The sequence below is a fragment of the Streptomyces cynarae genome, from assembly GCF_025642135.1.
GTDB classification, from domain to species: domain Bacteria; phylum Actinomycetota; class Actinomycetes; order Streptomycetales; family Streptomycetaceae; genus Streptomyces; species Streptomyces cynarae.
Window position 1 is genome coordinate 2,392,481 of sequence record NZ_CP106793.1, and the last position, 20,525, is coordinate 2,413,005.

Genomic DNA, 20,525 nt, shown 5'->3' on the forward strand with positions numbered 1-20,525 from the left:
TCGGAGGCGGCACAGAGGTGGCACAGAACACCTCATATGTCTTTGCGTCCGCGGCCCTCTCGGAGCGAGGGTCGAGTCATGAACACGCACGAGCCGCCGGGGCTGTTCGCGGCGGTGTACGCAGGGGACGAGGACGCGGTCCTCCGGTTGCTGCGCACGGGTACGAGCCCCGAGTCGACGGATGAGGAGGGCCAGACGGCCCTGTATCTGGCGGCGGTGAGCGACGCTCCGGGCGTCGCTCGGCTGCTGCTGGCGGCAGGCGCCGACCCCGACCGGCTCAGCGCGGGCGCCGACGCTCCCCTGTGCGGCGCCGCCTGCGGGGGCCATACGGAGGTCGTACGGGCGCTGCTGGCGGCCGGGGCTGATCCGGATCTGGAGGAGGGGTACGGGTTCCGGGCGCTGACATGGGCGGTGCAGCGGGGCCACGCCGAGGTCGTCCGGCAGCTGCTCGCGGCGGCGCGAACCCGGACCTGCCCGGCCCCGCCGGGGAACCTCCGCTGGTGGCGGCCGCCCGCCGCGGCTCCCCCGCCTGCGTGCGGGCCCTGCTGGACCACGGCGCCCGGGCACGGCGGGAAGCGCTCGCCGAGGCGCGGCGCTGGCTGGCACTGGACGTCGCGGCCGAGCTCCGGGCGGGCCTGGAGGCGGCATACGGCCCGGGGCACGAGTACGTCACGCGCCGCTGGGAGCAGGAGCCCGGCACGGTGACCGTCGAGGTCGCCCTGGTGCGCGACGGTCGGCCGGCGGCGGGGAACGACCAGCAGACGGGACACCGCCTGATCGTGGACCTGTTGCAGACGGGGCCCGGCGCCCTCACCGGGTGAGGCGCACAAGCGGGGGCGCGGACCTCGTGGCCCACGCCCCCGAAGCTCCTGTGCCGCTCACTCCTCGTGCGCGGCCACCGCCCGCCGGGGCAGTGCCGTGCACAGCGCCGCGCACAGCACGAACACGCCCGTCACCCAGGGCATCGCCCCCGTCAGCGCCCGCGTCGGGCCGTGCGAGATGTGCTCGAAGAACACGGTGCCGACCACGGCCGCGCCGAGCGCTCCGCCGAACTGCTGGGCCGTGGAGAAGATGCCGGACGCGGCACCCGCGAGATCGCCGGGCACGGCGGACAGCACGACGTTGACGAGCGGCACGACCAGCAGGCCCAGCCCGGCGCCGGCGAGCACCAGGCCCGGTACCAGCGGCCAGGCCCCGGTGTGCGTGGCGGGCGCGCCGTGCACCGCCGCCCAGACCAGCCCGAATCCGCCCGCCATGAGCACCGCGCCCGCACCGAGCACCAGCCGCCCGAACCGCACCGCCAGCCCGTCCGCCATCGGCGCGGTCAGGAAGCCGCCGGCGGAGAACGCCACCGTCACCACACCCGCCTGCATCGGCGTGTAGCCCTCGCCGCCCTGGAGCCAGATCGCGAAGATCAGGAAGAAGCCCTGCATGCCCAGGGAGAACAGGAGTTGGACGAGGAACCCGACGGAGAACGCCGGCAGCCGGAACGCCCGCACCGGCAGCAGCGGCACCGTCCCCGCTCCGCGCCGTCGGGCCTCGTGGACGCCGAGCCCGACGACCGCGACGATGCCGGCGACGAGGCAGATCCAGCCCCACAGCGGCCAGCCGTTGACGCGTCCCTGCACCAGCGGCAGCACGATCGCCACCAGGCCCGCGGCCAGGACCAGGCTGCCGAGGACGTCCGGGCGTCCGGCCGACCGCTCCTTCGTCGAGGGGACGAGCACGAGTCCGGCCGTGAAGGTGGCGGCGGCGACCGGGACGTTCACCAGGAACACCGACCGCCAGCCCCAGCCGAACAGATCGGCGTCCGTGAGCAGCCCGCCCAGCAGTAGTCCGATCGCGGAGGCGAACCCGGCGACGGCCCCGTACATCCCGAAGGCGGCGCCCCGTTCCCGGCCCTGGAACAGCGTCCGGAACGAGCCGAGGACCTGCGGCAGCAGCACCGCGGCCATGACGCCCTGCACGGCCCGGGCGGCGATCAGCTGACCCGGTGACTGGGCGATTCCGCAGCCCAGGCTGGCCAGCCCGAAGCCGGCGGTGCCGAGGAGGAAGAGGCGACGGCGGCCGAACCGGTCACCGAGGTGCCCGGAGATGATCAGCGCGGCCGCGAAGCCCAGCAGGTAGGCGGAGACCAGCCACTGCAGGGCGTTCTGCGCGGCATGCAGATCACGGCCGATGGACGGGATGGCGACGTTCACGATGGTCCCGTCGAGCAGGTCCATCAGGGCCGCCACCATCATCACGGCGGCAGCGGCCCAGCGGCGCGGATGCGGCTCCGCCACCGGTTCTGAGGTGGCGGCGAGGGTTGAGGTCATGGTGACTCCCGGCGACAACGGCCGTTGCTACGGCCCGGATTTATTTCGTTCGAGCTAACGAAAGACTTGCATCGAGAGGGCGGCGGACGCAAGTCCTTAGTTCGCCCGAACGAAATATTTGCTAGCCTGGTCCCATGAACAGCGGTGAGACGGATGGCACGACCGGGGGCCGGGGCCCGGCAGCGGTCGCGGTGGACGGTGAGCGGCGGGCCAGGGCGCTGGAGCAGCTCATGACCGTGGGGCGGCAGCACAGCGCTGTCACGGTGATGTTCCATTCGGCGATCGCCGCGAAGCAGGGCCTGAACGCCACGGAGGAGAAGACCCTGGACTTCCTCGAGCGGCGCGGCCCGCTCACCGCGAAGGACCTCGCCGAGCTGACCGGTCTGGCTCCCGCGTCCGTCACGGGGCTCGTCGACCGCCTGGAGTCCAAGGGGTTCGTGCGCAGGGTCAAGCACCCGACGGACAAGCGGCGTGTGCTCGTGGAGCTGAACCAGCGAAAGCTCGGCGAGTTCGCCGTGTTCTTCGAGGAGTGGGCGCGGGACATCGTCGATGCGTGCGAGGAGTTCAGCGCGCAGGAACTGGAGACCGTGGTCCGGTTCCTGGCGGTGATGTCCGAGCGGCAGAGCAAGTTCGTGGCCCGCCTGTCCGAATAGGACGCGCGGACCCTCGCCATCGGCTCGCGGCCCCTGGCACTCGCTGCCGACCCGTGGTACCCGATTGATCGGCCCTGTACGGCCCCTGCCTGGCTCCCGGCCCCTGGCACCCAACGACTGGCACCCGGCTCCCAGCGACTGGCCCCGGCTTCCGGGTCCCGGCTTCCGACTCCTGGCCTCCCGGCCTCAGCCGGCCCCGGCCCCGTACACGGCCCCCGGCGTCTCGGCCTCCGCCAGGAGTTTCAGCGCCGTCTCCCCCGCCTCGGCCGGGGTCCACCGCGCGCCCTTGTCCGCTGTCGGGCCCCGCCTCCAGCCCTCCATGACGCTGATCCGGCCGCCCTCCGCCTCGAAGACCCGGCCGGTGACGCCGGCGCTCACGGTGGACCCCAGCCAGACCACCAGGGGCGAGACGTTCTCCGGGGCCATCGCGTCGAAGCCGGCGGCGGGTGCCGCCATCGTCCCAGCGAACGTCCGCTCGGTCATGCGGGTGCGCGCGGCGGGTGCGATGGCGTTGACCTGCACTCCGTAGCGTCCGAGTTCCGCCGCAGCGACCAGCGTCAGAGCCACGATCCCGGCCTTGGCCGCGCTGTAGTTCGCCTGCCCCACCGAGCCCAGCAGTCCGGCGCCGCTGCTGGTGTTGACGACCCGGGCACAGGGGGCGCGCCCCGCCTTGACCTCGGCACGCCAGTGCGCCGCCGCGTGTTTCAGCGGGAGGAAGTGTCCCTTGAGGTGGACGCGCATGACCGCGTCCCATTCGTCCTCGTCGAGATTGACCAGCATCCGGTCGCGCAGGAAGCCGGCGTTGTTGACGAGGGTGTCCAGCCGCCCGTACGTGTCCAGGGCGGCCGCCACCAAGGACGCGGCCCCGGCACTGGTCGCGATGTCACCGCCGTGCGCGACCGCTTCGCCACCGGCCGCGCGGATCTCCGCGACGACCCGCCCGGCCGGACTCCCGACGCCGGGCGTGCCGTCGAGGCCGACTCCGAGGTCGTTGACGACGACCCTCGCGCCCTCGGCGGCGAACGCGAGGGCGTGGGCGCGTCCGAGACCCCGGCCCGCGCCGGTGACGATCACCACGCGGCCGTCGGCGACACCTGTCACGGCATGCCTCCTGTCCCTGTTTCCGTAGCGCCCTTGGCGTCCTTGTTCACGGTCGCCGCGTCGAGGAACGCCGGGCGCTCCCCTCCCCGTGGACGAGGAGGCTCGCGCCGGTGATGTACGCGGCGGCGTCCGAGGCAAGGAAGACGGCGGCCTCGCCGATGTCGGACGGCTCGGCCAGACGTCCGAGCGGGACGGTGCGGGAGACGGCCGCGATGCCGTCCTCGTCGCCGTAGTGGAGAGAGGACTTTTCCGTGCGGACCATCCCGACGACCAGCGTGTTGACCCGCACCTCGGGCGCCCATTCCACGGCCATGGACCGGGCGAGGCTCTCCAGTCCGGCCTTGGCCGCCCCGTAGGCGGCGCTGCCCGGCGAGGAGCGGCCGCCGCTCACACTGCCGATCATCACGATCGCTCCCCGGACGCGCCGGAGGTTCTCGTACGCGGCGAGGGAGACGGTCAGGGGTGCGAGGAGGTTGAGTTCGACGACCCGGGCGTGCCGTTCGGGCCCGGCGTCGGCGAGGAGCCGGTAGGGGGTGCCGCCCGCGTTGTTGACGAGCACGTCGATTCGGGGCAGTGCGGCGAAGACGTCGCGTACGGCGTCCGGGTCGCGCACGTCGAGCGGGACGAACTCGGTGCCGGGCAGGGCGGCTTCGGGCGGTCGGCGGGCGCAGACGACGACCCGGGCACCCGCCGCGACGAACGCCCGGACGATGCCGGCCCCCACGCCGCGGGTGCCGCCGGTGACGACGGCCGTACGGCCGCGCAGGTTTTCCACAGACCCTCCCACCGGCTCGCAGCGACTGCTAGCTTCGAATCGCACCTAACAAACGTTTGGTGGAAAGGTAGCTGATGTGCCCATGGGTGTCTCCACCTCGTGCTCGGAAAAAGGGGTCGCCGTAGTCACGGTCGACTTCCCGCCGGTGAACGCGTTGCCGGTGGCCGGCTGGTTCGCCCTGGCCGACTCCGTGCGGTCGGCGGGCCGCGACCGGGAGGTCCGCTGTGTCGTGCTGGCCGCGCAGGGGCGCGGTTTCAACGCGGGTGTGGACATCAAGGAGATACAGGCCGAGGGCAACGGCGCGCTGATCGGGGCCAACCGGGGGTGCTTCGAGGCGTTCGCGGCGGTGTACGAGTGCGAGGTGCCGGTCGTCGCCGCGGTGCAGGGATTCTGCCTGGGCGGCGGTATAGGGCTCGTCGGCAACGCGGACGCGATCGTGGCGAGCGAGGACGCCGTCTTCGGGCTGCCCGAGCTGGACCGGGGCGCGCTGGGTGCGGCCACGCATCTGGCGCGGCTCGTCCCACCGCATCTGATGCGTGCCCTGTACTACACCGCGCGCACGGTGACGGCGGGTGAGCTGCACGCGCACGGCTCGGTGTGGCGGGTCGTGCCGCGGGACGGGCTCAGGGCGGCGGCGCTGGAGCTGGCCGGTGAGATCGCCGCCAAGGACGGTGAGCTGCTCCGGCTGGCCAAGGCCGCGCTCAACGGCATCGACCCGGTCGACGTGCGTCGAAGCTACCGCTTCGAGCAGGGCTTCACGTTCGAGGCGAACCTCAGCGGAGTGGCCGGCCGGGTCCGGGACACCTTCGGGAAGGAGGGCGGATAGGTGGGCGACAAGACGATGACCGCGGAGGAGGTCGTCTCCCGGCTGGAGAGCGGCATGACCCTCGGCATCGGGGGCTGGGGCTCGCGCCGTAAGCCGATGGCCCTGGTGCGGGCGCTGCTCCGCTCCGGGATCACCGATCTGACAGTCGTCTCCTGCGGCGGTCCGGACGTCGGCATGCTCGCGGCAGCGGGGCGGATCCGGAGACTGGTCGCCGCCTTCACGACGCTGGACTCGATTCCCCTCGAACCGCACTACCGGGCGGCCCGGGAGAGCGGTGCGCTGGAGCTGGCGGAGGTCGACGAGGCGATGTTCCTGTGGGGACTGCGCGCGGCGGCGAACCGGCTGCCGTTCCTGCCGGTGCGGGCGGGCGTCGGCTCGGACGTGCTGCGGGTCAACCCGGGCCTGCGGACGGTGACGTCGCCGTACGGGGACGGGTGGCCCTTCACCGGCGACGGCGAGGCCGCCTCGCCGGGCCCACGCGAGAAGTTCGTGGCGATGCCCGCGCTGCGGATGGATGCCGCCCTGGTGCACGTCAACCGTGCCGACCGGCTGGGCAACGGCCAGTACCTGGGCCCGGACCCGTACTTCGACGACCTGTTCTGCGAGGCGGCCGACGCGGCGTACATCTCGTGCGAGCGGATCGTGGACACCGCGGAGCTGACGAAGGAGGCCGCACCGCAGACCCTGTTGATCAGGCGGCACACCGTGAGAGGGGTGGTCGAGGCTCCGAACGGCGCCCACTTCACGTCCTGCGCACCCGACCACGACCGGGACGAGGCTTTCCAGAGGCACTATGCGACCACCGAGTGGTCCCGGTTCGCCGGGCGGTTCCTCGCCGGGGACGAACACGCCTACCAGTCGGCCGTCCGGGCCTGGCACGAGGAGCGGTCATGAGCGGAGTGAGCCGCGCGGAGTACTGCGTGATCGCGTGCGCCGAGGCCTGGCGCGGCGCCGGGGAGATCCTCGCGAGCCCCATGGGCCCCATCCCGTCGATCGGGGCGCGGCTGGCGCGGCGGACCTTCTCCCCGGACCTGCTGCTCACCGACGGCGAGGCGATGCTGGTGGGCGCCGACGGCACGGTGGAGGGCTGGTTGCCGTACCGTCGGCATCTGGAGCTGGTGACCGGCGGCCGGCGGCACGTGATGATGGGCGCGAGCCAGATCGACCGCTTCGGCAACCAGAACATCTCGTGCATCGGGGACTGGGCAGAACCCCGGCGGCAGTTGCTCGGGGTGCGCGGAGCGCCGGTCAACACCCTCAATCATCCGACCAGTTACTGGATACCGCGGCATTCACGGCGGGTGTTCGTCGAGCGGGTCGACATGGTGTGCGGGGTGGGGTATGACCGTGCGGCACGGCACCCGGCCACCGCCCGCTTCCACCACATTGCGCGCGTCGTGTCCGACCTCGGTGTCTTCGACTTCGACACCCCGGACCGCTCGATGCGGCTCGCCTCGCTGCATCCGGGGGTGACGGTGGAGGAGGTGCGGCAGGCGACGGGCTTCGAGCCGACGGTCCCCGACGAGGTTCCGTACACCCGTGAACCGACGCCTGAGGAGCTGCGGTTGATCCGTGAGGTGATCGATCCGGAGGGCCTACGGGAGCGCGAGGTGCCCGATCGGGTCGGTGAGGGCGGGGGGCGGTGATGGACACCGCGTTCACCCGGCTCGTCGGGGTCCGGCATCCGGTGGTGCAGACGGGCATGGGCTGGGTGGCCGGGCCCCGTCTGGTCTCCGCCGCGGCCGGCGCGGGCGCGCTCGGGATCCTCGGCTCCGCGACCATGACGCTCGACCAGTTGCGGGAGGCGATACGGGAGGTGCGGGCGCGGACGGACGCGCCGTTCGGGGTGAATCTGCGGGCGGACGCCGGGGACGCGGGCGACCGGGTGCGGATGCTCGTGGAGGAGGGCGTGCGGGTGGCGTCGTTCGCGCTGGCGCCGTCGGCCGATCTGATCGCCGACCTGAAGGCGGCGGGGGTCGTTGTGATCCCGTCCGTGGGAGCGCGGCGGCATGCCGAGAAGGTGGCCTCCTGGGGTGCGGACGCGGTGATCGTTCAGGGCGGCGAGGGCGGTGGTCACACGGGTGAGGTGGCGACGACCGTGCTGCTGCCGCAGGTGGTGGACGCGGTCGACATCCCGGTGGTGGCGGCGGGCGGCTTCCGCGACGGGCGCGGGCTGGTCGCGGCGCTGGCGTACGGGGCGGCGGGCATCGCGATGGGCACGCGGTTCCTGCTGACGTCGGACTCGACGGTGCCCGAGGCGGTGAAGGCGTGCTATCTGGCGGCGTCGGTGCGGGATGTGACGGTGACGACGGCGGTGGACGGACTGCCTCACCGCATGCTGCGCACGCCGTTCGTGGACTCGCTGGAGCGCGCGGGCCGGGTGCGGGCGCTGCTGCGGGCGGTGCGCGGGGCGTCGGCGTTCCGGAGGCTGTCGGGTCTGACGTGGCCGCGGATGATCCGCGACGGCCTCGCCCTGAAGCACGGCAAGGACCTGAGCTGGGGCCAGGTACTGCTGGCGGCGAACACGCCGATGCTGCTCAGGGCCGCGATGGTTCAGGGGCGGACGGATCTCGGGGTGATGGCGTCCGGGCAGGTCGCCGGGGTGATCGACGACCTGCCGTCGTGCGCGGAGCTGGTGGAGCGGATCATGACGGAGGCGGAGGAGGTGCTCGGGGTCCTGGAAGGGTTCAGAGCCGTTCGATGATCGTCACGTTGGCCTGACCGCCGCCCTCGCACATCGTCTGCAGGCCCAGGCGGCCGCCGGAGCGCTCGAGTTCGTTCAGGAGGGTGGTCATCAGCTTGGCTCCGGTGGCGCCCAGGGGGTGGCCGAGGGCGATGGCGCCGCCGTTGACGTTGACCTTCTCCGGGTCGGCGCCGGTCTCCTTCAGCCAGGCCAGGACGACCGGGGCGAACGCCTCGTTGATCTCGACGAGGTCGATGTCGTCGATCGTGAGCCCGGTCTTCTTCAGGGCGTGCGCGGTCGCCGGGATCGGGGCCGTCAGCATGCGGATCGGGTCCTCGCCGCGCACCGAGAGGTGGTGGACCCGGGCGCGCGGGGTCAGCCGGTGTTCCCGTACGGCCCGTTCCGAGGCCAGCAGCAGGGCCGCCGCGCCGTCGGAGACCTGCGAGGAGCAGGCGGCGGTGACGGTGCCGCCTTCGAGGACCGGCTTCAACTCGGCCATCTTCTCCAGGGAGGTGTCCCGGCGCGGGCCTTCGTCGACCGTGACGTCCCCGTAGGCGACGGTCTCCTTCTCGAAGCGGCCCTCGTCGATGGCGCGCACCGCCCGCTGGTGCGAGCGGAGGGCGTACTCCTCCTGGTCGCGCCGGGTGATGCCCCACTTGGCGGCGATCATCTCGGCGCCGACGAACTGGTTGACGGGTTGGTCGCCGTAACGGGCCCGCCAGCCCTCGCTCCCCGCGAAGGGCCCCTCGGTCAGCCCGAGCGGTTCGGCGGCCTGACGGGAGGCGAAGGCGATCGGGATCTGCGACATGTTCTGCACGCCGCCCGCGACGACCAGGTCCTGGGTGCCGGACATGACGGCCTGCGCCGCGAAGTGCACGGCCTGCTGGGAGGAGCCGCACTGCCGGTCGACGGTCACGCCGGGCACCTCCTGCGGCAGCCCGGCGGCCAGCCAGCAGGTGCGGGCGATGTCCCCGGCCTGCGGCCCGACGGTGTCCAGGCAGCCGAGGACGACGTCCTCCACGGCCGCCGGGTCCACTCCCGAGCGCTCCATGAGGGCTTTCAGTACGTGCGCGCCCAGGTCGGCCGGATGGACCCCGCTGAGTCCGCCCCGGCGCCGCCCGACGGGCGTACGGACCGCTTCGACGATGTAGGCCTCGGCCATGGTGGACTCCCTCGTACCGGACGACGGTTCACATACGGCTGCTCACGTGCTGCTGTGCTCCTGCTGTTCTTCGCGTACGGCGATCCCGTCGAGCACCATCGACAGGTACTGGCGGGCGATCTCCTCCGGGCTGTGCTGTCCGCCGGGCCGGTACCAGGAGGCGGCGACCCACACGGTGTCGCGCACGAACCGGTAGGTGAGCCGGACGTCGAGGTCGGCCCGGAAGACCCGGTCGGCGACGCCCCGTTCCAGGGTGGACAGCCACGCCTTCTCGAACTTGCGTTGCGACTCGGCGAGGAACGCGAACCGCTCCTGCGCCGCCAGTTGCTTGGACTCCTTCTGGTAGATCGCGACCGCCGCGCGGTGCCGGTCGATCTCCCGGAAGGACTCGGTGACCAGTGCCTCCAGCGTCTCCCTCGGGCCGAGGCCGGCGTCCAGGACGGTGTCGTAGCCGTCCCACAACTCGTCCAGGAAGGTGCGCAGGATCTCCTCCAGCATCGACTCCTTGGAGTCGAAGTGGTAGTAGAGGCTGCCCGCGAGCATTCCGGCGTGGTCGGCGATCGTGCGGACGGTGGTGGCGTTGTAGCCCTGCTCGGCGAAGACCTCGGCGGCGGTGTCGAGGAGTTCACGGCGGCGGGCGGGCGCGGCGGTCACCTGGGGCTTCTTGTTGGTCGGCTTGGTGGGCACGGATCCATTGTGATCCCGGGGGCGCGGGTCCATCGCCGGGCCTAGGGATGCCGGCTGCTGACGGCGACGACCTCACCCGTCATGTACGAGGAGTAAGCGGACGCCAGGAAGACGATCACGTTGGCCACCTCCCACGGCTCGGCGTGCCGTCCGAACGCCTCCCTCGCGGTCAGCTCCTGAAGCAGTTCGGGGGTCGTGACCTTCACCAGGTGCGGATGCAGGGCGAGACTGGGCGCGACCGCGTTGACCCGCACCCCGTACGGGGCCGCCTCCATGGCCGCGCACCGGGTCAGGGCCATCACGCCCGCCTTCGCGGCGGCGTAGTGCGCCTGTCCGGACTGGGCGCGCCAGCCGAGCACCGAGGCGTTGTTGACGATCACGCCGCCGGTCTCCTTCATGGCGCGCAAGGCCGCGCGCAGGCACCGGAAGGTGCCGTTCAGCGTCACGTCCAGCACGCGCGACCACTGCTCGTCGGTCATGTCGACGAGCGCGGCGGTGCCGCCCAGGCCCGCGTTGTTGACGACGATGTCGAGTCGGCCGTGGGTGCGGACGGCGGTGTCGAACAGGGCCCGGACCTGGGTCTCGTCGGTGACGTCGCACGGCAGCGCGGTCACCGAGCCGTCGAACTCCCCGGCCAGCTCCGCCTCGTACTGCTTGAGGCGGCGCACGTGCGCGTCACTGATCAGGACGCGCGCGCCCTCCTCTAGGAACCGGCGCGCGATCGCTCCGCCGATGCCGGCACCGGCCGCCGCGGTGATCACGGCGGTGCGCCCGCGCAGCAGTCCGTGGCCGGGCACATACGCCGGGCTCTCGACGCCTGTCATGGGTCCACGCTAACCTACCAAACACTTGTTAGGAAAGATTGACGAAGAGCGGCGGAAGGACGGAGCACGTGGATTTGACCCACTCCCCCGCGGACGAGGCCTTCCGCGCCGAGGCCCGGGCCTGGCTCGCGTCGCACGTGCCCGCGGCCCCGCTGCCCTCGCTGGAGACCGAGGAGGGCTTCGCGGCGCACCGGACGTGGGAGGCGGAACTGGCCGCGGACCGCTGGTCGGTGGTGTCCTGGCCGGCCGAGTACGGCGGACGGGACGCGGGGCTGATGCGGTGGCTGATCTTCGAGGAGGAGTACTACGCGGCGCGCGCACCGGGCCGGGTCAGCCAGAACGGGATCCATCTGCTGGCGCCCACTCTCTTCGACCACGGCACCGAGGAGCAGCGGTCCCGTGTGCTGCCGCCGATGGCGCGCGGGGAGGTGGTCTGGGCGCAGGCGTGGTCGGAGCCGGAGGCCGGTTCGGACCTGGCCTCCCTGCGGTCGAGGGCGGTGCGCACGGACGGCGGCTGGTGCTTGAGCGGGCAGAAGACGTGGTCGTCGCGGGCGGCCTTCGCGGACCGTGCGTTCGGGTTGTTCCGCAGCGAACCGGAGGCACCGAGGCACCAGGGGCTGATCTACCTGATGTTCGACCTGCGCGCGCCCGGGGTGACGGTCCGACCGATCCACCGCCTCGACGGGAAGCCGGCGTTCGCCGAGCTGTTCCTGGACGAGGTGTTCGTGCCCGACGAGGACGTGATCGGCGAGCCGGGCGAGGGCTGGCGGATAGCGATGTCGACGGCCGGCAACGAACGCGGGCTCACCCTCCGCTCCCCCGGCCGCTACCTGGCCGCCGCCGACCGGCTGGTGGAGCTGTGGCGGGAGCGCGGATGCCCGGTGCGGGTACAGGACCGGGTGGCCGACGCGGTCATCGGCGCCCGCGCCTACCAGCTCTTCACGTACGCGGGCGCGTCCCGCTTCCTTCAGGGCGAGCCGCTGGGTCCCGAGTCCAGCATGAACAAGGTCTTCTGGTCGGAGTACGACATCGCGCTGCACGAGACGGCGCTCGATCTGCTGGGCGAGGAGGGTGAGTTGGCGGACACCGACTGGGCGGAGGGGTACGTCTTCTCCCTCGCGGGGCCCCTCTACGCCGGCGCGAACGAGATCCAGCGCGACATCATCGCCGAACGCCTGCTCGGCCTGCCGAAGGGCCGCCGCTGATGCGTCCGCTCACGAAGGGCCATGGCTGATGCGTTTCCTGCTCACCGAGGAACAGCGCGCGTTCGCCCGTTCGCTGGACGCGCTGCTGGCCGCTGCCGACACCCCCTCGCTCGTACGGTCCTGGAGTGCCGGCGACACCACGGCGGGCCGGGCGCTGTGGTCCCGGATCGCGGAGGCGGGCGTCTTCGCGCTCGCGGTCCCGGAGGAGTTCGAAGGGGTGGGGCCGCTGCCCGTGGAACTGGGCGTGGCCTTCGTGGAGTTGGGGCGCCACGCGGTTCCGGGCCCGCTGGTGGAGACGGTGCTCGCGGCAGCCCTCCTCTCCGGACGGCCCGAGCCCGCCGGGCGGCTGCTGCCCCAACTGGCGTCGGGCAAGGCGCTGGCCACGGTGGGCGCACCGTACGCCCTGGACGCGGACACCGCGGACCTCGTCCTCGCGCTCAGGGACGGCCAGGTCTGGCGGGCGCCGGGCGCCCGGAACATACGCCCGTCCCTGGACCCCGCCCGGCGGCTCGCCACCCCGCTCCCCGGTGGGGAACTGCTCTCCCCCGTCATCCCCCCGGAAGCCGTCCTCTGGGCCCGCCTCGCCACCGCGGCTCAGGCGCTCGGCGTAGGGCTGGCCCTCCTCGACAGGACCGTCGCCCATGTCGGACAGCGCGTCCAGTTCGGTGTCCCGACAGGCTCCTTCCAGGCCGTCAAGCACCGTCTGGCCGACGCGAGGACAGCCCTGGAGTTCGCGCGTCCGCTGCTGTTCGGAGCGGCCCTGTCCATGACGCCGGCGGACGTGGCCGCCGCCAAGGTCGCGGCCTGCGAGGCGGCGTACGCGACCGCCCGGACCGCGCTCCAACTGCACGGGGCGATCGGCTACACCGCCGAGTACGACCTGTCCCTGTGGCTCACCAAGGCGCGTGCGCTGCGCACGGCGTGGGGTGGGCCCGCGGAGTGCCGGGCAGTCGTCCTCGGCGCTCCGAGGTGAGGCGTCTCATCCGGCAACGATGCCCCGTGCCCGTGCCGCCGCCAGCCACTGCGGGAACTCGCCCACCAGCCGGTCGTACAGTTCGGCGTCGGGCACCGTCCGCGGCTCCGGACCGGCATGGAAGAACCCGGCGTTGTCGACCACCCGCTTCTGCGGCACCGGGAGCTCGTCGAGCTTGCGCAGGAAATCGAACTGCCTGCTGTCCGGATCCCCGAACCCGATGAACTGCCAGAACATCGGCAGTTTCGCCGCCTTGCAGAGATGGCGCTCCGCGGCGAACTTGTCGATGGGGCCGCCGTCGGTCTGGAAGACGACCAAGGCGGGGGCCTTGGAGCCGCTGTCGAGGTAGTGGTCGATGACGGCGTCCATCGCGAGGTGGTAGCTGGTCTTGCCCATGTGCCCGAGTCCGGCCACGATCCGGTCGATACGGCCCCGGTGGTCGGCCAGGGAGATGTCGGAGACGGTGTCGACATCGGTGGAGAAGAAGACGACCGGCACGCTCCCGTCGTCGTCGAGGTGCGCGGAGAGCCCCAGCACACGTTCGGCGAGCGCCTGCACACTGCCGTCCTTGTAGTAGGGCCGCATGGACCCGGAGTAGTCGACCACGAGGTAGACGGCGGCCTGCTGCCCGTCGAGGCCGTGCTTGCGCAGCGAGACCCCGGCGGTCTTGTACAGACTGACCAGCGCGGGCGCGGTCTGCTCGACCTTGGTCAGACTGATCGCGGCCATGCCGACTCCCCCTCGGTGCGGTGCGGGAGCGTCGAGGTTACGCCACGACAGCCGCTCAAAGCGGCGGCGCCTGCCAGTTCGTCCGGTCGGGGACAAGTTGGCAGGCGCCGTCTGGGGGGGTCTGGGGGAGGATCCCCCAGATATCCCGCCCGTACGCCTTTGTACGGGACGTATATGAGTGACCGTCAGGTCACCGTTGGAGCCGTCAGACCGCCAGTGCGCGGTCGGTCGGCCGGATCGGGCCGGCAGGTCGCTGGCGCCGGTGAGGTAGCGGTCGACGCCGCGGGCGGCCGAGCGGCCCTCCGCGATCGCCCAGACGATCAGCGACTGGCCGCGGCCCGCGTCACCGGCCACGAACACGCCCGGCACGTTCGTCTGGAAGTCGGCGTCGCGTGCGATGTTGCCGCGCTCGTCCAGCGCCAGGCCGAGCTGCTCGACCAGGCCGTTCTGCTGGTCGGTGCCGGTGAAGCCCATGGCGAGGGTGACCAGCTGAGCGGGGATCTTCCGCTCGGTGCCCGGCTTCTGCGTCAGCTTGCCGTCGACGAACTCGACCTCGGCCAGGTGCAGCCACTGCACGTTGCCGTCCTCGTCGCCCTCGAAGTGGGTCGTCGAGGCGGAGTAGATCCGCTCGCCGCCCTCCTCATGGGCCGAGGTGACCTTGTAGAGGATCGGGAAGGTCGGCCACGGCTGGTTCGTCGGGTGCCGCTCGTCGTTCGGGCGGGGCATGATCTCCAGCTGCGTGACGGAGGCCGCGCCCTGGCGGTGGGCCGTGCCCACGCAGTCCGCGCCCGTGTCGCCGCCGCCGATCACGACCACGTGCTTGCCCTCGGCCGAGATCGGGGGGGCGACGTAGTCGCCCTCCTGGACCTTGTTGGCCAGGGGCAGGTACTCCATCGCCTGGTAGATGCCCTTGAGCTCACGACCGGGGACCGGGAGGTCGCGGGCGGTGGTGGCGCCCGCGGCGATCACGATCGCGTCGTACCGCTTGCGCAGGTCCGACGCCTTCAGGTCGCGGCCGATCTCGACCCCCGTACGGAAGCGGGTGCCCTCCGCGCGCATCTGCTCGATACGGCGGTTGATGTGCCGCTTCTCCATCTTGAACTCGGGGATGCCGTAGCGGAGCAGACCGCCGATGCGGTCCGCGCGCTCGTAGACGGCGACGGTGTGGCCGGCCCGGGTCAGCTGCTGGGCGGCGGCGAGACCGGCGGGGCCGGAGCCGATGACCGCGACCGTCTTGCCCGACAGGCGCTCGGGGGCCTGCGGCTTGACGTCACCGCTGTCCCACGCCTTGTCGATGATCGAGACCTCGACGTTCTTGATGGTGACCGGCGGCTGGTTGATGCCGAGCACGCACGCCGACTCGCAGGGGGCGGGGCACAGGCGGCCCGTGAACTCCGGGAAGTTGTTCGTGGCGTGCAGCCGCTCCGAGGCGGCCGTCCAGTCCTCGCGGTAGGCGTAGTCGTTCCACTCGGGGATCAGGTTCCCCAGCGGACAGCCGTTGTGGCAGAACGGGATGCCGCAGTCCATGCACCGGCTGGCCTGCTTGCTGATGATCGGCAGCAGGGAGCCGGGGACGTAGACCTCGTTCCAGTCCCGGACGCGCTCCTCGACGGGGCGGGACTTGGCGACCTCGCGGCCGTGGTTCAGGAAGCCCTTGGGATCAGCCATTGGTCGCCGCCTCCATCATCTTCTCGTGGGTCTCGGTCTCGGAGAGACCCGCTCGCTCGGCGGCGTCCTTGGCGGCGAGCACTGCCTTGTACGTGCTGGGGATGATCTTGCTGAAGCGGGCCACGGCCGTGTCCCACTCGGCGAGGAGCTTCTCGGCCACGGTCGAGCCGGTCTCCTCCTGGTGGCGGCGCACCACGTCGTGCAGCCACTGCTTGTCGGCGTCGTCCAGGGCCTCGACGGCGCCCAGGTTGCCGGCGTTGACGTTGTCGCGGTCCAGGTCGATGACGTACGCGACACCGCCCGACATACCGGCCGCGAAGTTGCGGCCCGTCTGGCCGAGGACCACCGCCTGGCCACCGGTCATGTACTCGCAGCCGTGGTCGCCCACGCCCTCCGAGACGACCAGCGCACCCGAGTTGCGGACGCAGAACCGCTCGCCGACCTTGCCCCGCAGGAACATCTCGCCGCCGGTGGCGCCGTAGGCGAGGGTGTTGCCCGCGATGACGCTGTACTCGGCGAGGTGGTCGGCCGCGCGGTCCGGGCGGACGATGATCCGGCCGCCGGAGAGGCCCTTGCCGACGTAGTCGTTGGCGTCGCCCTCCAGGCGCAGGGTGACACCGCGCGGCACGAAGGCGCCGAAGGACTGGCCCGCGGAGCCGGTGAAGGTGATGTCGATCGTGTCGTCGGGCAGGCCCGCGCCGCCGAACTTCTTCGTCACCTCGTGGCCGAGCATGGTGCCGACCGTGCGGTTGATGTTGCGGATCGCGACCTGGGCGCGCACCGGCTGGGCGTCGGCCTGGGAATCGGCGTTCAGGGCGTCGGCGGCGAGCTTGATCAGCTCGTTGTCGAGCGCCTTCTCCAGGCCGTGGTCCTGCGCGATCACCTGGTGGCGCACCGCGCCCTCGGGCAGCTCGGGCACGTGGAACAGCGGCTCCAGGTCCAGGCCCTGCGCCTTCCAGTGGTTCACCGCGCGGGTGACGTCCAGGACCTCGGCGTGGCCGACGGCCTCCTCGATGGAGCGGAATCCCAGCTCGGCCAGCAGCTCGCGGACCTCCTCCGCGATGAACCGGAAGAAGTTCACGACGAACTCGGCCTTGCCGGAGAACCGCTCGCGCAGCACCGGGTTCTGCGTGGCGATACCGACCGGGCAGGTGTCCAGGTGGCAGACGCGCATCATGACACAGCCGGAGACGACGAGCGGAGCGGTCGCGAAACCGAACTCCTCGGCGCCGAGCAGCGCGGCGATGACCACGTCGCGGCCGGTCTTCAGCTGGCCGTCGGTCTGCACGACGATGCGGTCGCGCAGGCCGTTGAGCAGCAGGGTCTGCTGGGTCTCGGCGAGGCCGAGCTCCCAGGGGCCGCCCGCGTGCTTCAGCGAGGTGAGCGGCGAGGCGCCCGTGCCGCCGTCGTGGCCGGAGATGAGGACGACGTCCGCGTGCGCCTTGGACACACCGGCCGCGACCGTGCCGACGCCGACCTCGGAGACCAGCTTCACGTGGATGCGGGCCTGCGGGTTGGCGTTCTTCAGGTCGTGGATCAGCTGCGCCAGGTCCTCGATGGAGTAGATGTCGTGGTGCGGCGGCGGGGAGATGAGCCCCACGCCCGGCGTCGAGTGCCGGGTCTTGGCCACCCACGGGTACACCTTGTGGCCGGGCAGCTGGCCGCCCTCGCCGGGCTTGGCGCCCTGGGCCATCTTGATCTGGATGTCGTCCGCGTTGACCAGGTACTCGGAGGTCACGCCGAAGCGGCCGGAGGCCACCTGCTTGATCGCCGAGCGGCGCGCCGGGTCGTACAGGCGCTCCGGGTCCTCGCCGCCCTCACCGGTGTTGGACTTGCCGCCCAGCTGGTTCATGGCGATGGCGAGGGTCTCGTGCGCCTCCTGGGAGATGGAGCCGTACGACATGGCGCCCGTGGAGAACCGCTTGACGATCGACGAGACCGGCTCGACCTCCTCGATCGGGATCGGCCCCCGGCCCGACTTGAAGCCGAACAGGCCGCGCAGCGTCATCAGGCGCTCGGACTGCTCGTTCACGCGGGCCGTGTACTTCTTGAAGATGTCGAAGCGGCCGGTGCGCGTGGAGTGCTGGAGGCGGAAGACCGTCTCCGGGTCGAACAGGTGCGGCTCGCCCTCGCGGCGCCACTGGTACTCGCCGCCGATCTCCAGCGCGCGGTGCGCGGGAGCGATGCCGGAGGCCGGGTAGGCCTTGGCGTGGCGGGCGGCGACCTCCTGGGCGATGACGTCGATGCCGACACCGCCGATCTTGGTGGCCGTGCCGTTGAAGTACTTGTCGACGAAGGCCTCGTCCAGGCCGACGGCCTCGAAGACCTGGGCGCCGCGGTAGGAGGCGACCGTCGAGATGCCCATCTTGGACATGACCTTCAGGACGCCCTTGCCGAGGGCGTAGATCAGGTTGCGGATGGCCTGCTCGGGCTCGGCGCCGGGCAGGAACGTCCCTGCGCGGACGAGGTCCTCGACGGACTCCATCGCCAGGTACGGGTTGACGGCCGCCGCGCCGTAGCCGATGAGCAGGGCGACGTGGTGGACCTCGCGGACGTCGCCGGCCTCGACCAGCAGGCCCACCTGAGTGCGCTGCTTGGTGCGGATGAGGTGGTGGTGGACGGCCGCGGTGAGCAGCAGCGACGGGATCGGCGCGTGCTCGGCGTCCGAGTGCCGGTCCGACAGGACGATCAGACGGGCGCCGTTCTCGATGGCGGCGTCGGCCTCGGCGCAGATCTCCTCCAGGCGCGCGGCGAGGGCGTCACCGCCGCCGTGCACCCGGTACAGGCCGGACAGCGTGGCGGCCTTGAAGCCGGGCATGTCGCCGTCGGCGTTGATGTGGATGAGCTTGGCCAGCTCGTCATTGTCGATCACCGGGAAGGGCAGCACGACGCTGCGGCAGGAGGCCGCGGTCGGGTCGAGCAGGTTGCCCTGCGGGCCCAGCGAGGAGCGCAGCGAGGTGACCAGCTCCTCGCGGATCGCGTCCAGCGGCGGGTTGGTGACCTGCGCGAACAGCTGGGTGAAGTAGTCGAAGAGCAGGCGCGGACGCTCAGACAGCGCGGCGATGGGCGAGTCGGTGCCCATGGAGCCGATCGGCTCGGCGCCGGTCTTGGCCATCGGGGCGAGGATGACGCGCAGCTCCTCCTCGGTGTAGCCGAAGGTCTGCTGGCGGCGGGTGACCGAGGCGTGGGTGTGCACGATGTGCTCACGCTCGGGCAGGTCGCCCAGCTCGATCTCGCCGGCCTCCAGCCACTCGGCGTAGGGCTGCTCGGCGGCGAGCGTCGCCTTGATCTCGTCGTCCTCGATGATGCGGTGCTCGGCGGTGTCCACGAGGAACATGCGGCCGGGCTGCAGGCGGCCCTTGCGGACGACCTTGGCCGGGTCGATGTCGAGGACGCCGACCTCGGAGGCGAGGACGACGAGGCCCTCGTCGGTCACCCAGTAGCGGCCGGGACGCAGGCCGTTGCGGTCGAGCACGGCGCCGACCTGGACGCCGTCGGTGAAGGTGACGGTGGCCGGGCCGTCCCAGGGCTCCATCATCGTGGAGTGGTACTGGTAGAAGGCGCGCCGGGCCGGGTCCATGGAGTCGTGGTTCTCCCACGCCTCCGGGATCATCATCAGCACGGAGTGCGGCAGGGAGCGGCCGCCGAGGTGGAGCAGCTCGAGCACCTCGTCGAAGGAGGCGGAGTCGGAGGCGTCCGGGGTGCAGATCGGGAAGATCCGCTCCAGCTTCTCCTGCGGGCCGAACAGGTCGGAGATCAGCTGCGACTCGCGGGCGCGCATCCAGTTGCGGTTGCCCTTGACCGTGTTGATCTCGCCGTTGTGCGCGACGAAGCGGTACGGGTGGGCGAGCGGCCAGCTCGGGAAGGTGTTCGTGGAGAACCGCGAGTGGACGAGCGCGATGGCCGTGGCGAAGCGGCGGTCGGACAGGTCCGGGAAGAAGGGCTCGAGCTGGCCGGTGGTCAGCATGCCCTTGTACACGATCGTGCGCGCGGACAGCGACGGGAAGTACACGCCGGCCTCGCGCTCGGCGCGCTTGCGCAGGACGAACGCCTTGCGGTCGAGGTCGATGCCCTTGCTCACGCCGTCCGTCACGAACAGCTGGCGGAAGGCGGGCATCGTGGAGCGGGCGGTGGCACCGAGGAGCTCGGGGGCGACCGGGACCTCGCGCCAGCCCAGGACGGTCAGGCCCTCCTCGGCGGCGATCGCGTCGATCGTCGAGGCGGCCTCGGCGGTACCGTCCTCGGGCAGGAAGGCGATACCGACGGCGTAGGCGCCCGCCTCGGGCAGTTCGAATCCGGCCACCTCCCGGAGGAAGGCGTCGGGGACCTGGGAGAGGATGCCGGCGCCGTCACCCGAGTCGGGCTCGGAGCCGGTGGCACCGCGGTGTTCCAGGTTGCGCAGAACCGTGAGCGCCTGCTCGACCAGCGCATGGCTCGCCTCGCCGGTGAGGGTGGCCACGAAGCCGACGCCACAGGCGTCGTGCTCGTTGCGGGGGTCGTACATACCCTGCGCAGCAGGGCGAGCATCCATGAAGGACCAGTTCTGGCCATTCGCGGAGTGCTGGGACGGCTGGCGCGGCGTACGCATCGGCTCTCCCGTCGTCGTCATGTGGCATATGCAGGTGCCGAGGGACGACGTTGGCCCTCTGCGAAGAGTGCAAAATTTCGTGCAGGTTACATGATGGAGCGGTTCTCGGAAACCGGGATAGACCGTTCCAACATGCGGACATCGCCGGGGCGTGGCGCGGGTTCCACGCACGGCGATGGAGTGGAGGGGGCACAAGCGGACAGATCAGTGTCCGTCGACCCTGGTACGGAGGGCAACATCGCCCACCGTGAGGGGTGCGGAGCAGGCCTCATTGCCCGCGGCGCTTACGGCTCATGCCCGCTGGTTAAGCACGCGAAACCGTCGAGTAACAAC

The 20,525-nt window shown here is 71.6% G+C and carries 15 protein-coding genes and 3 pseudogenes; 9 read left to right on the forward strand and 9 right to left on the reverse strand.

The annotated features are described in order from the left end of the window. Window positions 1–78 precede the first annotated feature (78 nt). Both N8I84_RS11240 and N8I84_RS11245 read left to right on the forward strand, forming a co-directional pair. Window positions 79–423 (forward strand): annotated as a pseudogene (locus tag N8I84_RS11240) (ankyrin repeat domain-containing protein); the annotation flags it as partial. A 77-nt stretch (window positions 424–500) separates the two neighbouring features. Beyond that, window positions 501–821, forward strand: a complete 321-nt coding sequence (locus N8I84_RS11245; protein ID WP_263235060.1) for a hypothetical protein — start codon at window positions 501–503, stop codon at window positions 819–821. Window positions 822–878: 57 nt separating this feature from the next. On the opposite strand, the gene N8I84_RS11250 is transcribed toward N8I84_RS11245, so the two are convergent. Continuing rightward, on the reverse strand, window positions 879–2,318 hold the full coding sequence (locus tag N8I84_RS11250) for an MFS transporter (protein WP_263229387.1): 1,440 nt from the start codon (window positions 2,316–2,318) through the stop codon (window positions 879–881). 134 nt (window positions 2,319–2,452) lie between these two features. Here N8I84_RS11250 and N8I84_RS11255 point away from each other — a divergent pair, with 134 nt between their 5' ends. After that, window positions 2,453–2,971, forward strand: coding sequence for a MarR family winged helix-turn-helix transcriptional regulator (locus tag N8I84_RS11255; RefSeq protein WP_263229388.1), 519 nt, complete (start codon window positions 2,453–2,455; stop codon window positions 2,969–2,971). A gap of 186 nt (window positions 2,972–3,157) precedes the next feature. Here the strand turns inward: N8I84_RS11255 and N8I84_RS11260 are convergent, their stop codons facing one another. Together N8I84_RS11260 and N8I84_RS11265 are read right to left on the reverse strand one after the other, a co-directional pair. Further along, on the reverse strand, window positions 3,158–4,072 hold the full coding sequence (locus N8I84_RS11260) for an SDR family oxidoreductase (protein WP_263229389.1): 915 nt from the start codon (window positions 4,070–4,072) through the stop codon (window positions 3,158–3,160). Further along, a pseudogene (locus tag N8I84_RS11265) lies at window positions 4,069–4,838 on the reverse strand (SDR family oxidoreductase). Before N8I84_RS11265 ends, N8I84_RS11260 begins: the two are co-directional and overlap by 4 nt. 91 nt (window positions 4,839–4,929) lie before the next feature. On the opposite strand from N8I84_RS11265, the gene N8I84_RS11270 reads away from it, so the two are divergent. The 4 genes from N8I84_RS11270 to N8I84_RS11285 are packed head-to-tail and all read left to right on the forward strand — an operon-like array spanning window position 4,930 to window position 8,377. Next, the gene (locus N8I84_RS11270; protein WP_263229390.1) at window positions 4,930–5,673 is read left to right on the forward strand and encodes an enoyl-CoA hydratase family protein; all 744 of its coding nucleotides are present in this window, start codon (window positions 4,930–4,932) and stop codon (window positions 5,671–5,673) included. After that, the gene (locus N8I84_RS11275) at window positions 5,674–6,567 is read left to right on the forward strand and encodes a CoA transferase subunit A (RefSeq protein WP_263229391.1); all 894 of its coding nucleotides are present in this window, start codon (window positions 5,674–5,676) and stop codon (window positions 6,565–6,567) included. Then, a complete protein-coding gene (locus N8I84_RS11280) occupies window positions 6,564–7,319 on the forward strand; it encodes a CoA-transferase subunit beta (protein ID WP_263229392.1) in 756 nt (251 codons plus the stop codon). The genes N8I84_RS11275 and N8I84_RS11280 overlap by 4 nt, the downstream gene beginning before the upstream one ends. After that, the gene (locus N8I84_RS11285; protein WP_263229393.1) at window positions 7,319–8,377 is read left to right on the forward strand and encodes an NAD(P)H-dependent flavin oxidoreductase; all 1,059 of its coding nucleotides are present in this window, start codon (window positions 7,319–7,321) and stop codon (window positions 8,375–8,377) included. Before N8I84_RS11280 ends, N8I84_RS11285 begins: the two co-directional genes overlap by 1 nt. On the opposite strand, the gene N8I84_RS11290 is transcribed toward N8I84_RS11285, so the two are convergent. The 3 genes from N8I84_RS11290 to N8I84_RS11300 are packed head-to-tail and all read right to left on the reverse strand — an operon-like array spanning window position 8,361 to window position 11,029. Continuing rightward, window positions 8,361–9,518, reverse strand: a complete 1,158-nt coding sequence (locus N8I84_RS11290; protein WP_263229394.1) for an acetyl-CoA C-acetyltransferase — start codon at window positions 9,516–9,518, stop codon at window positions 8,361–8,363. The two genes, N8I84_RS11285 and N8I84_RS11290, sit on opposite strands and share 17 nt — an antisense overlap. 42 nt (window positions 9,519–9,560) lie before the next feature. Continuing rightward, window positions 9,561–10,205: a TetR/AcrR family transcriptional regulator gene (locus N8I84_RS11295; RefSeq protein WP_263229395.1), complete on the reverse strand. Its 645-nt coding sequence runs from the start codon at window positions 10,203–10,205 to the stop codon at window positions 9,561–9,563. Window positions 10,206–10,246: 41 nt separating this feature from the next. Beyond that, on the reverse strand, window positions 10,247–11,029 hold the full coding sequence (locus tag N8I84_RS11300; protein WP_263229396.1) for an SDR family oxidoreductase: 783 nt from the start codon (window positions 11,027–11,029) through the stop codon (window positions 10,247–10,249). Between the two features lie 68 nt (window positions 11,030–11,097). Between N8I84_RS11300 and N8I84_RS11305 the strand changes: the two genes are divergently transcribed. Together N8I84_RS11305 and N8I84_RS11310 are read left to right on the forward strand one after the other, a co-directional pair. Continuing rightward, window positions 11,098–12,234: an acyl-CoA dehydrogenase family protein gene (locus tag N8I84_RS11305; RefSeq protein ID WP_263229397.1), complete on the forward strand. Its 1,137-nt coding sequence runs from the start codon at window positions 11,098–11,100 to the stop codon at window positions 12,232–12,234. A 28-nt stretch (window positions 12,235–12,262) separates the two neighbouring features. Beyond that, window positions 12,263–13,207: an acyl-CoA dehydrogenase family protein gene (locus tag N8I84_RS11310; protein WP_263229398.1), complete on the forward strand. Its 945-nt coding sequence runs from the start codon at window positions 12,263–12,265 to the stop codon at window positions 13,205–13,207. 6 nt (window positions 13,208–13,213) lie between these two features. On the opposite strand, the gene N8I84_RS11315 is transcribed toward N8I84_RS11310, so the two are convergent. The 3 genes and pseudogenes from N8I84_RS11315 to gltB form a co-directional block, all read right to left on the reverse strand. Next, window positions 13,214–13,936, reverse strand: a complete 723-nt coding sequence (locus N8I84_RS11315; RefSeq protein WP_263229399.1) for a vWA domain-containing protein — start codon at window positions 13,934–13,936, stop codon at window positions 13,214–13,216. 205 nt (window positions 13,937–14,141) lie between these two features. After that, window positions 14,142–15,604 (reverse strand): annotated as a pseudogene (locus N8I84_RS11320) (glutamate synthase subunit beta). Next, complete coding sequence (gene gltB, locus N8I84_RS11325) at window positions 15,597–20,192, reverse strand: glutamate synthase large subunit (protein WP_263234735.1); 4,596 nt, start codon at window positions 20,190–20,192, stop codon at window positions 15,597–15,599. Before gltB ends, N8I84_RS11320 begins: the two are co-directional and overlap by 8 nt. Between the last annotated feature and the right edge of the window lie 333 nt (window positions 20,193–20,525).

Bases quoted from the DNA above. Each gene is read 5' to 3' on its own strand.
- N8I84_RS11315 (WP_263229399.1), bottom strand. From the start codon at position 13,936: ATGGCCGCGATCAGTCTGACCAAGGTCGAGCAGACCGCGCCCGCGCTG.
- N8I84_RS11300 (WP_263229396.1), bottom strand. From the start codon at position 11,029: ATGACAGGCGTCGAGAGCCCGGCGTATGTGCCCGGCCACGGACTGCTG.
- N8I84_RS11270 (WP_263229390.1), top strand. From the start codon at position 4,930: ATGGGTGTCTCCACCTCGTGCTCGGAAAAAGGGGTCGCCGTAGTCACG.
- N8I84_RS11255 (WP_263229388.1), top strand. From the start codon at position 2,453: ATGAACAGCGGTGAGACGGATGGCACGACCGGGGGCCGGGGCCCGGCA.
- N8I84_RS11250 (WP_263229387.1), bottom strand. From the start codon at position 2,318: ATGACCTCAACCCTCGCCGCCACCTCAGAACCGGTGGCGGAGCCGCAT.
- N8I84_RS11290 (WP_263229394.1), bottom strand. From the start codon at position 9,518: ATGGCCGAGGCCTACATCGTCGAAGCGGTCCGTACGCCCGTCGGGCGG.
- N8I84_RS11285 (WP_263229393.1), top strand. From the start codon at position 7,319: ATGGACACCGCGTTCACCCGGCTCGTCGGGGTCCGGCATCCGGTGGTG.
- gltB (WP_263234735.1), bottom strand. From the start codon at position 20,192: ATGCGTACGCCGCGCCAGCCGTCCCAGCACTCCGCGAATGGCCAGAAC.
- N8I84_RS11310 (WP_263229398.1), top strand. From the start codon at position 12,263: ATGCGTTTCCTGCTCACCGAGGAACAGCGCGCGTTCGCCCGTTCGCTG.
- N8I84_RS11280 (WP_263229392.1), top strand. From the start codon at position 6,564: ATGAGCGGAGTGAGCCGCGCGGAGTACTGCGTGATCGCGTGCGCCGAG.